This window comes from Pseudomonas sp. RGM 3321 (assembly GCF_022836805.1).
In the GTDB taxonomy this organism is placed as follows: Bacteria; Pseudomonadota; Gammaproteobacteria; order Pseudomonadales; family Pseudomonadaceae; genus Aquipseudomonas.
Genome location: NZ_JALHBH010000092.1, coordinates 12,239 through 24,655 on the forward strand (window position 1 = coordinate 12,239; position 12,417 = coordinate 24,655).

The window sequence follows — 12,417 nt, forward strand, 5'->3', positions numbered from 1 at the left end:
TGCTCAGGTCAGGGATCGGCTTCTACCTCACCACCCCATCAACCCGCGCCCGCCCTTTAAACCTCCTCCTAACCCCAACCACAACCATCACCACTAACAACCCCACCACCACAAAAAAGATCGTGTTAAAAATCGGAAATGGCTGATCGCGACTCGTCACCGCTTCAACCTCTGTCACGTTGGGAAACATCGACAGGATGGTTATCCGCCAGCCGTAGTAACGAATCAAAGCCAGTTGCTGAGAGTCACGCGAGTAGCCTTGGGCTTTGGCCTGGATGTCGGCGGAGTCGAATTTGAAGTACCACGGGAAGCTCCAGCCGGTGTCTTCGTTGCGGTAGACCACGACTTTCTTGCTGTCCGGGTCTTCGGTGTTGATGAAGTACACGTCGCGGGTCGGGCCGTCTGCCGGGTTTTCGGCGTTGATGACGCCGTCGGCGTCCATTCTTTTGACTTCCACGCCGGTGATCATCACGACATCATGGCGCGGCAGGACGTAGTAGAGGCTTAATGCGCCGATCCCCAGTGCAACGAATACCACAAGCCAAATCGACCTTCTCAGCCACTTCATACCAGCGTCCTCTGTTTAAAATTGCGTGACTTTGCCCTAATCCGAACATTTCGAAGCAAAACAGTTATTACAAAATTCGACAAGGCCGTTGCTGACGGCGTTGTCTTCCGGAGATTTACATGATTTGGTTCCTTGAAGGGCAGTCCAGCCAGCGTGAAGTGATCATGGGCGCGCGCGATGCGCTGCCTGCGTCGGTGCAGATTATCGCCTCCCATCGCCAGCAGCGCTCCGAAATTACCGGGCAGGCCCATGTGGCACTGCAAGAGCCGGTCGATAATGAAGAGCGTATCGACTGGGTGCTGGAGACCGCTCGCTCGCTGGGCGTTCGGACTATCGTCGCCGGGCGTATAGGCAGCTTTTACGAAGCGCAGCGTGCACGTTTTGTTGCCGAAGGTTTGGACCTCGTCACAGGCGGAACGTCCCCGCAGACCTTCATGGATGTCGATGACAAGAGTCGCTTTACGGCGGCGGCCGAGGCGGCGGGTCTGGCGTGCATTCCGGGAATCGCCGCGAGCAGCGCCGAGGAGTTGCAGGCGGCTTACGATTCGTTGTCGGTGTCTGGCGAGGTCTGTATCAAGCCGGTGGTCGGGATTTACGGACGGGGCTTCTGGCGCTTCAAGGCCGATGTCGATGATTTTCGCTGTTTCGCCAATCCGGATGCGCGTGAAACGACTTTTCAGGCGTACCTTAACGCTTACCGTCAGGCCGACGACGTTCCGGCGATGCTCTTGATGCCGTATATGCCCGGCAGTGAATGCTCGGTGGACATGGTCTGTGAACACGGCAAGGCGGTTGCCTTTGTCGGGCGGCGCAAGGTAGGGCTGAATCAGACCTTCGAGCGTGACAGCGAGGCGGTGCAACTGGCGGTGCGCGCAGCGGAGCATTTTGCCTGCGACGGGCTGATCAATGTACAGACCCGTGACGACGCAGATGGCAAACCGCGCTTGCTGGAAATCAACCCGCGTTACTCCGGCGGGATTGGTTATACGCGTGAAACCGGCGTCAACCTGCCGGGTATTTTTGCGACACGACGTCTCGGCTTGAAAGAACCGGAAACACATTGGCTTGAGGATATCCGCGTGAAGGCCATCACGGTCGCTGTACGGGCCACGGTTTGATCAGGATAATAGATTTTTGCTATCACTAATCGCTCTTATCAGGGAGGATCGGGCATGAAGCTTCTTGCGCCAGGTGCAAACACTGCTTTAGCTAACGCCCACTGCACCTGGAACCTGGAGAGCGGTAAGTCTTCGGTTTTTGGTGAGTACGCAGCGGTCGCCTTGCTGGCGGTCAATGACAAGCGCCAGCCCATGGGCGACCCGGCGCTGCTGCATCATGAACAGAGCTGGATGGAGTGGAGCGGCGGGCCTCAGGATGTTGGCTGTACGCTTCGGCTGGACAGGCTCCCGGCGGGCAGTGATCGCGTCTTGTTGATGGTCTATGTATATGCAGCCATGGGGCCGGTCCGTGACGTTGCCAGTCTGCATCTCAAAGTGGATGCCGACATCGAGCATCGCCTGGATCTGCGCGATAACGGCGAAGCGGCGATCATCATCGGCGAGTTCTACAAGCGTAATGATCAGTGGAAATTCCGCGCGCTGAGCGAAGGCTCGGCGTATGGGCTGTCGGCGTTCGGGCGCAAGATCGGCCTGGACGTTGATGACCGTCACCCGCGCCACCCTTCTGGTGGCTCCAGTGGCGGGCCTCGGCATGAGTCGGCGACCGGCACGGCGTTTGTGGTCGGCCCGGCGCACGTCATGACCTGTGCCCATGTCATCGAAGACATGGGCGTGTTCTACATCACTTCACTGGAAGGCCGTTACAAGGCCGAACCAGTGGTGATCGACCGTCGCAACGACATCGCACTGCTGCGAGTGCAGGGCGCGCCGCCGTTGTCTCCGGTTACATTCCGGGACGGGCAGGGCTGTGAGCCGGGTGATACCGTAGCGGTCCTGGGTTACCCGTTGGCGTCCATTTCCGGTGGCGGGCTGCAGGTGACGCAGGGCGGGATCTCCGGTCTGTTCGGTCTGCACAATGACGCAAGCCTGTTCCAGTTCACGGCACCGATTCAGCCGGGGTCCAGTGGCAGCCCGCTGTTTGACAACGGTGGCGCGGTGATCGGCATGGTGACGTCCACCGTGCCGGACGGGCAGAACATGAACTTCGCAGTGAAGTCCGCACTGCTGCTGTCCTTTTTGCAGGCATGCCGTATCGATGCGCCGCATGCCCGTCCGGAAAGGTCGTACACCACCACAGAAATCTCACGCGCCGCACAGTCATCGTTATGGCTCGTTGAAGCTTCTCGCCAATGACTTCGGTGTTGCCTGCTCAAGTGGCAGGCGTCTGGGGCTTCGGCCCCGTTACTCAGGAATTTATCAATGGACAGCAGCGCAGCTTTTTCCAACTCTACAAAGCTTCGTGCTGACCTGCTTCGTGGTCGTCTCGACGTCAGCGTCGACTCGTCCACCATTGCCCCGGATTCTCTGTTCGGCTTCGCTGAACGACGCAACCCCAAGCGCGCGTTTCTGTTCGTGTCCCGGGTGCTTGGGCGTCATATTCCCGCGCGTCCGGGCGTGATGCTGAAAAGCTTTCAGGACCTGGCGCACAAGATTCCGGCAGACCTGCCCGGCCCGGTGCTGGTCATCGGTATGGCCGAAACCGCAGTCGGCCTCGGGGCCGGCGTGCACCGTGCCTACAGCGAAACGCGCCCTGATGCCATGTACCTGGTCAGCACGCGTCATCCTACCGGCAGCGAGCTGTTCGCCCGTTTTGAAGAAGAACACAGCCACGCCAGCGCTCACCTTATCCATCTGCCTGTCGATCCGGCGTTACGCGAGATGATGCTTGGCGCGCGTTCGCTGGTGCTGGTCGATGACGAGGCGTCGACGGGCAAGACCTTCATCAACCTGCATCAGGCGCTGGTCGAGGCCGGGCTGAGCAACATCGAGCGGGTGGTGACCTGCGTGCTTACCGACTGGTCGGCGGGTGCAGTCAGCACGTCGATGGGCGCAGTGGCCGAGCAGGTCTCGTTGTTGCAGGGCTCGTACTCTTTCGATGAAGACGCGAGCGCGCCATTGCCGGACATGCCTGAGGTTGGCACCGTGGCAATGGGCGACTGGCCGCTGGTGACCGCCAATGACTGGGGCCGGATGGGGGTGTTATCGGTTGCCGATACCCTGGCGCCAGGGCTTAGCGTGCAAAAGGGTGAACGCGTTCTGGTGGTAGGCACCAGCGAGTTCGTCTGGCGGCCGTTTCTACTGGCCGAGCGTCTGGAAAAAGCCGGTGCCGATGTGCATTTCAGCTCTACCAGCCGTTCACCGATTGCACTGGGGCATGCCATCGACCACGCACTGTCGTTCTCCGACAACTATGGTCTGGGCATCCCCAACTTCCTTTACAACGTGCGGCCGGGTCAGTTTGACCGGGTGCTGATCTGCACCGAAACCCCAAGGCAGGCTGTACCCGCCGAGCTTATCGAAGCGCTGAACGCCGAGGTTATCTGCGATGAGTAATGACCGCCCGCTGATCTTCGTCGATCTGGACGACACGCTATTCCAAACCGCCCGCAAAACGCCCGAGAACATTGAAAAACATGTCGCAACGCTGGATATCAGCGGTAACGCCAATGGATACATGACCAACGTGCAGAAGTCCTTCGCGCACTGGCTGCTGGCGCACTCCGACGTGGTGCCGGTTACGGCGCGCAGTGTCGAGGCCTACAGCCGGGTCAAATTGCCGTTCACCGCAGGCGCGATCTGTTCGCACGGCGGTGTGATGCTCGATGTCATGGGGCGACTGGACCAGGACTGGAACGAGCAGATGAAACAGACCCTGGCCAGCTATCAGTCGCGGCTGCATGAATTGTCTGCCACCACACTGGCGATTGGTCAGGAGCTGGGATTTTCATTGCGCGGCTGGGTGGTGGAAGAGGCGCAACTGTTTCATTACGTGGTGACCAAGCACAACGAGAGCGATGACAGCGTGCTCAGCAAAGTGTTGGCCGAAGTGCAGGCCCGCGGCCTGCTTGACGGCATGCACATCCACGGCAATGGCAACAACCTGGCCTTTCTGCCCGAGGGGCTGGCCAAGCGCTATGCGGTTCAGGAATGGCTGCGGCGCGACAAGGCCATCAATGGCGAACGCCCGGTGCTCGGTTTTGGCGACAGCATTACCGACCTGGGTTTCATGGACGAGTGCCACTGGTGGGCGACACCCGCCCGCAGTCAGTTGGCGAAAATGTTTGTCGGAGCAGAGCATGAGTGATCCCGTTCACGGGCTCGATACGGTCGGCAGTGGCAGTTATCTGTACGACGACGTGCATTTTCTGCTGCGCAGCGTCGCGATGCAGACCACCAGCGTGGCGGAGAAGGAGCGCCTGATCCAGACACGCCAGAAGCACTATTCGGAAATGATCAGCGAGGAGTCGGCCCCCAGCGCCGCTCACAAGGCGTTGTATGAGCGGGCGCTCAGCCAGAACGGTCTGCGCATGGCCGATGACGTGCAAGCCCTGGCGCAGGCGCTTGACCGCGAATGCACCGGCGCTGAAATCGTTCTGGTGTCGTTCGTGCGTGCCGGTTTGCCGCTCGGCGTTTTATTGCGTCGGGCCTTGATCGATCTGCACCGCGAAGCGCATCACTACGGCATCAGTATCGTGCGTGATCGCGGCATCGATAAAGTCGCGCTGGAGGCCATCATTCAGGCTCACGGCGCGCAGAACATCGTGTTTGTCGACGGCTGGACCGGCAAGGGCGCAATTTCAGGTGAAATCCGTCGCAGTCTGGCAGGCGACACGCGCTTTCCGGAAGAGCCACGGCTGGTAGTGCTGGCCGATCCGTGCGGCAGTGCCTGGCTGGCGGCGTCGGCAGAAGACTGGGTAATTCCGTCCGGTATTCTTGGCGCTACCGTGTCCGGGCTGGTCTCGCGCTCTATCTGGCCGACGGACGGCGGGCTGCATGGTTGTGTGGTTTACGAGCAATTGCGGGGCCATGACGTCACGCAGTCTTTTATTGAACAGATCGACAGCCAGCGTCGTCAAAACAGTTCTACGCTAACGCTGACACCCTGGACGCTGACCCAGCGAACCGGGCTCAAGGACGCTGCAACGCAGGTGGTCGACCGCTTGGCCGAGCGCTTTGATATCACTAATTTCAATCGCATCAAGCCGGGCATTGCCGAAGCCACTCGCGCGGTCATGCGTCGTGTTCCAGACCATGTGCTGGTACGCAGTCGGGCGGACAGCGATGTGCAGTTGCTGCTGCACCTGACCGAAAAAGCGGGGATTCCCGTTGAAGAAGTCGGCGATGTGCTGGGGCCTTATCGGGCAGTGACCATCATTCGGAGTCTGAGCTAATGGCCTTATTTTCGCCTTACGCGCTGGGGGCAACGCTGTACATGCCCGCCACCCGCGATGACATCGTTGATGTGGTGTTCGGTGAAAAAATTCCCGAGCTGCGTTCGCTGGTCGTTTGCCTGGAAGATGCGGTGGCGCTGATTGATGTCGATACAGCGCTGGTCAACCTTCGCCAGGTGCTGACCCGCATTCAGGACCGTGGCGGCCGCCCGGCCAACGGTCCGCTGTTGTTCGTTCGTCCGAGAGATGCCGCGATGGCGCGGATTCTCAATGACTGGCCGTTGATGGCGCACGTTGACGGGTTCGTTGTCCCAAAGCTTTCGCTGAAAAGTCTGACGAGTTGGGAGCAGTCCGTTACCAACCCGGCGCTGGCGTTGATGCCTACACTGGAAACGCCGGAAGTGTTCGATCCGTCGGCAATGATCGAGCTTGGGCAAGCGCTGAAAGCCAGTCTGTACGAGCGGATCATTGCGTTGCGCATCGGTGGCAATGACCTGATGGGCTGTCTGGGGCTGCGCCGCAACCCGGCCATGACCCTGTATTCGACGCCCATGGGCTATGTGATCCCGATGTTGGCGGGAGTGATGGGCTCGCAGGGTTTTGCACTCACAGCTCCGGTGTTCGAGCAACTGGCCACACCTGACATTCTGGAACATGAACTGGCGCTTGATATTACCAATGGGTTGGTCGGTAAAACGGCAATTCACCCCTCGCAGGTCAATATCATTCAGAATGCATTACGCGTCAGTCTGGAGGACATGAACTCCGCCCGGATGATCTTGAACTCTGTGGCCCCCGCAGTGTTCAAGTACAACGATGCGATGTGTGAACCGGCTACCCATTACAAATGGGCAACCCACATCATGGAGCGCGCCAAATGGCATGGAGTGTTATCCGCACCCGCTTCGATCATGGATGCCAGCATTCGACTCGCTGAGGCAGTTAGCTAGATGATAGAACCTGACCTTGAAACCGTAGAACCTGATCTTGAACCTGTAGGACCTGATCTTGAAATCGAAGTGGAACAACGCCTGCTGGCGGTTTTCGATTTCGACGGGACCATCACCCGGCACGACAGCTTTGTGCCGTTTCTCAAGTTCGCCTTTGGGCAACGTGCCTTTTCCGTGCGCATGGCCCGCCTGGTGCTGCCGAGCATCGGCTATCTCGCCAAGCGCGTGACTCGCGACGAGCTGAAGGGCCGCCTTATCAAGGCGTTTCTCAGCGGCGTTGAAGTGCAATGGCTGCAGCAAAAGGCCGAGGCGTTCTGCCAGTCGCACTGGAGTCGCCTGATGCGCCCGGCTGCGCTGGAGTCCATCGCAGCCGAAATCGAGAAGGGCGCCATTGTCACGCTATGTTCAGCATCGCCTGCTATGGTTCTGCAACCCTTCGCTAATCGTTTGAAAGTAGAGCTGATCGGCACCAATCTGGAAGTCATCGACGGCAAACTGACCGGGTTGATCGAAGGCAGCAACTGCCGTTGCGATTCGAAAGTCGCACGCCTTGAAAGTGTTTATGGGCCGCTCACGCAGTTCCGGGTTCGAGCCTGGGGCGACACGCGGGGTGACCACGAATTACTCGCCGCTGCTCAGGATGCGCACTGGCGTTTGTTCCATCCGACGTGGCGTCGAGGCCGTTATAAAGGCCCCGTTAACGCCAAGTTACACAATCCTGATGGCAATGATGGGCCAACACGGTAAGGCTGTAACACTTTTATCCGAATTCCGACGTTCACATGGAGCGAAAAATGGCACTCACTTTGGCAAAGAACCAGACGATCTCACTGGAGAAAACCGCTGGTACCGGCCTCAAGAAAGTCAGTATGGGCCTTGGATGGGACCCTGAAAAAGCCAGCGGTTTCTTCGGCAAGTTGCTCGGAGGTGGCGGCGGCGATATCGACCTGGATGCCTCCTGCATCATGCTCGACGCCGACAAGAAGCCCCTCGACCTGGTCTGGTTCCGCCAGTTGCAGTCGCGCGACGGTGCCATTCAGCACTCGGGTGACAACCGCACCGGCGAAGGCGCGGGCGACGATGAAACCATCAGCGTCGATCTGGAAAAACTGCCAGCCACGGTCAAATACCTGGTGTTCACAGTCAACTCGTTCACCGGTCAGAATTTCGAAAAAGTCGCCAACGCCTACTGCCGCATTGTCGATCTGGGCAGCCGCAACGAGCTGGGCCGCTTTGATCTGTCCGAGAAAGGCCAGCACACCGGCGTTGTGATGTCCTACCTGGCGCGCACCCCCGCAGGCTGGGATTTCACCGCCGTTGGTCAGGTTACCAACGGCCGTACTGCAGATGATCTGGTCGAACTGGCCATCGGAGCCGTACGCGTATGACCCAACTTGTCCCAGGCGCCAACGCGCCAGTCGCTGCCGGTCCGTTGACGGTCGAGGTCATCTACTCCCCGCTGGCGGATGCGGATATCGACGTGTCTGCATTCCTGCTGACCGGCTCCGGCAAGGTGCGTGGCGATCAGGACATGTGTTTCTACGGCCAGAAAAGCGTCAACGGCGGTGCGGTCCAGCAGACGGAAGCTTCGGCCGGGCGCGCTGTGTTCAGCCTTGACCCGAGCCGCCTGGATTCTGTCATCGAGAAGGTCGCCCTGACGGCAACTATCTACGAGAACAAGGCCAGTTTTGGCAGCGTGTCACGGTTGGCATTGAGCATCACTGGCGGTATCGAAACCGATATCCCGACCAGCGGCATGAAAGAAACCGCACTGATTCTGGGCGAGTTCTATCTGCGTCAGGGCGCGTGGAAATTCCGCTGCGTCGCCCAGGGTTTTGCGGGCGGGCTTGAGCCGCTGGCGAAAAACTTTGGCGTTGAGGTCGCAGCGCCTCAGGATCAACCTGCACCTGCACCTGCACCTGCACCTGCACCTGCACCTGCACCTGCACCTGCACCTGCACCTGCACCTGCACCTGCACCTGTTCCCGCGCCTGCGCCCAAGTCGACCGTCAGTCTGAGCAAGATCACGCTCGACAAAACCCGTGCTTCGATCAGCCTGGAGAAATCCAGCGCCGGTTTCGGTGAGATTCGGGTCAACCTTAACTGGAACCGTCGCAGCGACAGCAAGGGCGGCGGCTTCTTCTCGATGAAGAAGAGCAATGCCATCGACCTTGATGTAGGCTGCCTCTTCGAAATGCAGGATGGCCTGAAAGGCGCGGTTCAGGCGCTGGGCAATTCGTTCGGTTCGCTCAACACCGAGCCTTTCATCAAGTTGATGGGCGATGACCGTACCGGCTCGGTTAGCGATGGTGAGTGGCTGCATATCAATGGCGCGCACTGGAACAAGATCCGTCGCATTCTGGTCTATGCGTTCATCTATGACGGCGCGCCGAACTGGAAAGAAACCGACGGGGTTATCACCATTCATGCGCCGGGTCAGCCACCCATCGAGGTTCGCCTCAACGAAGAGGGTGGTCGTCAGGGCATGTGTGCAATTGCCTTGCTGGAAAATGACAACGGCGCAGTCAAGGTGACGCGCCTGGTGGATTTCCACAATGGCCACAGCAACATGGACAAGGCCTATGGCTGGGGCATGCGTTGGGCTGCCGGTTCCAAGTAAACAAGACCGTGGTATTTCTGGGCTGGCTGTGCCGCCTCATGGGAGATAGACATGCTGGACTGGTTGAAAACAAACGCAACGGCTGCTCGCGACAAGCTTGCTTCGGAAGTTTCGAAGTTCAAGAACCGTGAATTCATGGAGGCTGTGGTTTCCGGCTGTGCGCTGGTATCGGCCGCTGACGGCGATATCAGCTCCAGTGAAAAGCAGAAAATGGCCGGCTTCATCCAGAACTCTCAGGAACTGAAAGTTTTTGACATGAAGGAAGTCATTCAGGGTTTTCAGGAAGCGTGCTCCAAGTTCGAGTTCGATTTTGAAATTGGCCGTGCCGAAGCGTTGAAAACCATCGGCAAGATCAAAAAGAAAGAAGATGCCGCCCGTTTGCTGGTGCGCGTCTGCTGTGCTATCGGTGGCGCTGATGGCAGCTTCGACGAGAAAGAGCGGGAAGTCTGCCGCACGATCTGCCGAGAGCTTGGCCTGAACCCGTCCGATTTCGACCTGTAATTTTTTACCCTAAGGAACGCAGTTAAATGGAAAGCACCTCTCTAGGCTTCCCTCCACTCACGATGGCGGTTTTCGTCGGTCTGGCCATCACAGCCATGGCTATCGACATGTTCTCCCACCGGGGAAACAAGCCGATCACCCTCGCGCAAGCCTCGGCGTGGTCGATTTTCTGGGTCGCCATTTCGCTGGCTTTTGCCGGTTTCCTGTATGTGCAGCACGGCTCTGAAGTCGCCACGCTGTTCGTTACCGGTTACGCGCTGGAAAAAGTGCTGAGCGTCGACAACCTGTTCGTGTTCATGGCGTTGTTCTCCTGGTTCAAGATTCCGGATGGCCTGCGCCACCGCGTTCTGTACTGGGGCATCATAGGTGCCATCGTCTTCCGCGGCATCTTCGTCGCCATTGGTACGGGCCTGCTGGCTCTGGGGCCGTGGGTTGAAGTAGTGTTTGCGGTCATCGTTGCCTGGACCGCCATCATGATGCTCAGAGCGGGTGATGACGACGACGAAGAAGTCGACTACTCGCAGCACATGGCGTATCGCTTCGCCAAGAAGCTGTTCCCGGTATGGCCGAAGCTGCACGGCAGCAACTTCTTCGTCCGTCGCTCGGTTCTGGAAGAAGAAGTCAAAAAACCGGAAAACGCCGGTATCACCCTGGCCGCCAAGGGCGCTCTGTTCGCGACCCCGTTGTTCCTGTGTCTGGTCGTGGCTGAAATCTCCGACGTGCTGTTCGCGTTTGACTCCGTGCCGGCAATCATCGCCGTGAGCCGCGAGCCGCTGATCGTGTTCTCGGCCATGCTGTTCGCGATTCTTGGTCTGCGTACCCTGTACTTCGTTCTTGAAGCCCTCAAGCGCTATCTGGTGCATCTGGAGAAAGCGGTTATCGCCTTGCTCTTCTTCATCGCCATCAAACTGGGCCTGAACGCAACCAACCATCTGTTCCACCACGGTTACGAGATCAGCGCCAACACCAGCCTGCTGGTTGTGGTCGTCGTGTTGATCATCGGTATCGTTGCAAGCCTGCTCTTCCCGGGTAAAGAAGAACCTGCTGAAGAAAAAGCGTAAACACTGGATAAAGGAGATAACCGAATCATGGCTTTGACTCTGCAAAAAGGTGGCAACCTTTCGCTGTCGAAAACCGACCCTACCCTGACCAATGTACTGATTGGTCTGGGCTGGGATCCGCGTGCCACTGACGGCCAGGAATTTGACCTGGACGCCAGCGCATTTCTGCTGGGCGCCAATGGCAAGGTCCGCAGTGAAGCTGACTTCATTTTCTACAACCAGCTCAAGAGCGCCGATGGTTCCGTCGAACACACCGGTGACAACCGTACCGGTGCTGGTGATGGCGATGACGAAGTGCTCAAGGTCGATCTGGCCCGTGTCCCTGCCGATGTGGAGAAAGTTGTTTTCGTGGTGACCATTCACGACGCTGACAGCCGCAAGCAGAACTTCGGTCAGGTGGGCGGCTCGTTCATCCGTGTGCTGAATGAAAAATCCAGCTCGGAAATCGTTCGCTACGACCTGGCGGAAGACGCTTCGACTGAAACCGCGATGATCTTCGCCGAGCTGTACCGCAACAATGGCGAGTGGAAGTTCCGCGCAGTGGGTAGCGGCTTCGCCGGTGGCCTGAAAGCTGTGGCCAACTCTTTCGGCATGAATTTCTGATTCGCGCCTAACCATTTTTCCAGAAAGGATTACGAACATGGCAGTAAGTCTGAGTAAAGGCGGTAACGTTTCGCTCTCGAAAGAGGCTCCGGGCCTGACAGAAATCACCGTGGGCCTGGGCTGGGATCCACGTGTTACCGATGGCACCGAGTTCGATCTGGACGCATCGGTCTTTATCGTTGGTGAAAGTGGCAAGGTGTTGGATGACAACAGCTTCATTTTCTACAACAACAAGAAATCGGCTGATGGTTCGGTCGAGCACCTGGGCGATAACCGCTCTGGTGCTGGCGATGGTGATGACGAGTCGGTAAACGTCAAGCTCACCGGTCTGGCCGCTGCGGTCAAAAAGCTGGTTTTTGCGGTCACTATCCACTCGGCTGAAGAGCGCAAGCAGAGCTTTGGTCAGGTATCCAACGCTTACATCCGCGTTGTGAACAAGGCTGACGGCAAGGAAATCGCGCGTTACGACCTGTCGGAAGACGCGTCGACCGAAACAGCGATGATCTTCGGCGAGCTGTACCGTAATGGCGACGAGTTCAAGTTCAAGGCCATCGGCCAAGGCTTTGCGGGCGGTCTGAAGCCGTTGGCAGAAGCGCACGGCGTGGCAATCGGCTAAACCCCGAGCAGCGCACGATAAAAACCCCCGCCAGCAATGGCGGGGGTTTTTTATTGGGGCTGGTTACGAGGCTATCGTTGCGCACGCTCCAGCGTAGGACGCAGAGCGTCGCACGATAGTTGATATTGTTGTTCCGCACGCTCCGGCT

Annotated in this window: 14 protein-coding genes; 13 read left to right on the forward strand and 1 reads right to left on the reverse strand. The window is 58.4% G+C overall.

Translation table 11 applies throughout. The features are described 5' to 3' along the window. Positions 1–22 precede the first annotated feature (22 nt). Entirely contained in the window at positions 23–568 is a 546-nt protein-coding gene (locus RGM3321_RS04750; protein ID WP_003317774.1) for a DUF1523 family protein, read from the reverse strand. A gap of 119 nt (positions 569–687) precedes the next feature. On the opposite strand from RGM3321_RS04750, the gene RGM3321_RS04755 reads away from it, so the two are divergent. The 13 genes from RGM3321_RS04755 to RGM3321_RS04815 all read left to right on the forward strand — a co-directional run bounded on the left by RGM3321_RS04755 (position 688) and on the right by RGM3321_RS04815 (position 12,269). Continuing rightward, on the forward strand, positions 688–1,686 hold the full coding sequence (locus RGM3321_RS04755) for an ATP-grasp domain-containing protein (RefSeq protein ID WP_244391800.1): 999 nt from the start codon (positions 688–690) through the stop codon (positions 1,684–1,686). Between the two features lie 54 nt (positions 1,687–1,740). Next, a complete protein-coding gene (locus tag RGM3321_RS04760; RefSeq protein ID WP_244391801.1) occupies positions 1,741–2,880 on the forward strand; it encodes a trypsin-like peptidase domain-containing protein in 1,140 nt (379 codons plus the stop codon). A 66-nt stretch (positions 2,881–2,946) separates the two neighbouring features. Continuing rightward, positions 2,947–4,080 carry a phosphoribosyltransferase domain-containing protein gene (locus RGM3321_RS04765; RefSeq protein ID WP_244391802.1) on the forward strand — a complete coding sequence of 378 codons (1,134 nt, stop codon included), beginning with the start codon at positions 2,947–2,949 and terminating at the stop codon, positions 4,078–4,080. Beyond that, positions 4,073–4,831, forward strand: coding sequence for a trehalose phosphatase (locus RGM3321_RS04770; RefSeq protein WP_244391803.1), 759 nt, complete (start codon positions 4,073–4,075; stop codon positions 4,829–4,831). Before RGM3321_RS04765 ends, RGM3321_RS04770 begins: the two co-directional genes overlap by 8 nt. Further along, a complete protein-coding gene (locus tag RGM3321_RS04775; RefSeq protein ID WP_244391804.1) occupies positions 4,824–5,918 on the forward strand; it encodes a cysteine protease StiP family protein in 1,095 nt (364 codons plus the stop codon). Before RGM3321_RS04770 ends, RGM3321_RS04775 begins: the two co-directional genes overlap by 8 nt. After that, complete coding sequence (locus tag RGM3321_RS04780; protein ID WP_244391805.1) at positions 5,918–6,868, forward strand: HpcH/HpaI aldolase/citrate lyase family protein; 951 nt, start codon at positions 5,918–5,920, stop codon at positions 6,866–6,868. The genes RGM3321_RS04775 and RGM3321_RS04780 overlap by 1 nt, the downstream gene beginning before the upstream one ends. Next, entirely contained in the window at positions 6,869–7,615 is a 747-nt protein-coding gene (locus RGM3321_RS04785; protein WP_244391806.1) for an HAD-IB family hydrolase, read from the forward strand. It begins immediately after the preceding gene. 47 nt (positions 7,616–7,662) lie between these two features. Further along, a complete protein-coding gene (locus RGM3321_RS04790; RefSeq protein WP_244391807.1) occupies positions 7,663–8,256 on the forward strand; it encodes a TerD family protein in 594 nt (197 codons plus the stop codon). Continuing rightward, the gene (locus RGM3321_RS04795; RefSeq protein WP_244391808.1) at positions 8,253–9,488 is read left to right on the forward strand and encodes a TerD family protein; all 1,236 of its coding nucleotides are present in this window, start codon (positions 8,253–8,255) and stop codon (positions 9,486–9,488) included. Before RGM3321_RS04790 ends, RGM3321_RS04795 begins: the two co-directional genes overlap by 4 nt. A gap of 51 nt (positions 9,489–9,539) precedes the next feature. Further along, positions 9,540–9,989, forward strand: coding sequence for a tellurite resistance TerB family protein (locus RGM3321_RS04800; RefSeq protein WP_002552036.1), 450 nt, complete (start codon positions 9,540–9,542; stop codon positions 9,987–9,989). Positions 9,990–10,015: 26 nt separating this feature from the next. Further along, positions 10,016–11,050 carry a TerC/Alx family metal homeostasis membrane protein gene (locus tag RGM3321_RS04805; protein WP_004663703.1) on the forward strand — a complete coding sequence of 345 codons (1,035 nt, stop codon included), beginning with the start codon at positions 10,016–10,018 and terminating at the stop codon, positions 11,048–11,050. Positions 11,051–11,077: 27 nt separating this feature from the next. Next, positions 11,078–11,653, forward strand: coding sequence for a TerD family protein (locus RGM3321_RS04810; protein ID WP_058400353.1), 576 nt, complete (start codon positions 11,078–11,080; stop codon positions 11,651–11,653). Between the two features lie 37 nt (positions 11,654–11,690). Further along, positions 11,691–12,269 carry a TerD family protein gene (locus RGM3321_RS04815; protein ID WP_002552039.1) on the forward strand — a complete coding sequence of 193 codons (579 nt, stop codon included), beginning with the start codon at positions 11,691–11,693 and terminating at the stop codon, positions 12,267–12,269. The last annotated feature ends 148 nt before the right edge of the window (positions 12,270–12,417 follow it).

Coding starts and splice junctions, on each gene's coding strand:
- RGM3321_RS04750 (WP_003317774.1), bottom strand. CDS start 568: ATGAAGTGGCTGAGAAGGTCGATTTGGCTTGTGGTATTCGTTGCACTG.
- RGM3321_RS04755 (WP_244391800.1), top strand. CDS start 688: ATGATTTGGTTCCTTGAAGGGCAGTCCAGCCAGCGTGAAGTGATCATG.
- RGM3321_RS04760 (WP_244391801.1), top strand. CDS start 1,741: ATGAAGCTTCTTGCGCCAGGTGCAAACACTGCTTTAGCTAACGCCCAC.
- RGM3321_RS04765 (WP_244391802.1), top strand. CDS start 2,947: ATGGACAGCAGCGCAGCTTTTTCCAACTCTACAAAGCTTCGTGCTGAC.
- RGM3321_RS04770 (WP_244391803.1), top strand. CDS start 4,073: ATGAGTAATGACCGCCCGCTGATCTTCGTCGATCTGGACGACACGCTA.
- RGM3321_RS04775 (WP_244391804.1), top strand. CDS start 4,824: ATGAGTGATCCCGTTCACGGGCTCGATACGGTCGGCAGTGGCAGTTAT.
- RGM3321_RS04780 (WP_244391805.1), top strand. CDS start 5,918: ATGGCCTTATTTTCGCCTTACGCGCTGGGGGCAACGCTGTACATGCCC.
- RGM3321_RS04785 (WP_244391806.1), top strand. CDS start 6,869: ATGATAGAACCTGACCTTGAAACCGTAGAACCTGATCTTGAACCTGTA.
- RGM3321_RS04790 (WP_244391807.1), top strand. CDS start 7,663: ATGGCACTCACTTTGGCAAAGAACCAGACGATCTCACTGGAGAAAACC.
- RGM3321_RS04795 (WP_244391808.1), top strand. CDS start 8,253: ATGACCCAACTTGTCCCAGGCGCCAACGCGCCAGTCGCTGCCGGTCCG.
- RGM3321_RS04800 (WP_002552036.1), top strand. CDS start 9,540: ATGCTGGACTGGTTGAAAACAAACGCAACGGCTGCTCGCGACAAGCTT.
- RGM3321_RS04805 (WP_004663703.1), top strand. CDS start 10,016: ATGGAAAGCACCTCTCTAGGCTTCCCTCCACTCACGATGGCGGTTTTC.
- RGM3321_RS04810 (WP_058400353.1), top strand. CDS start 11,078: ATGGCTTTGACTCTGCAAAAAGGTGGCAACCTTTCGCTGTCGAAAACC.
- RGM3321_RS04815 (WP_002552039.1), top strand. CDS start 11,691: ATGGCAGTAAGTCTGAGTAAAGGCGGTAACGTTTCGCTCTCGAAAGAG.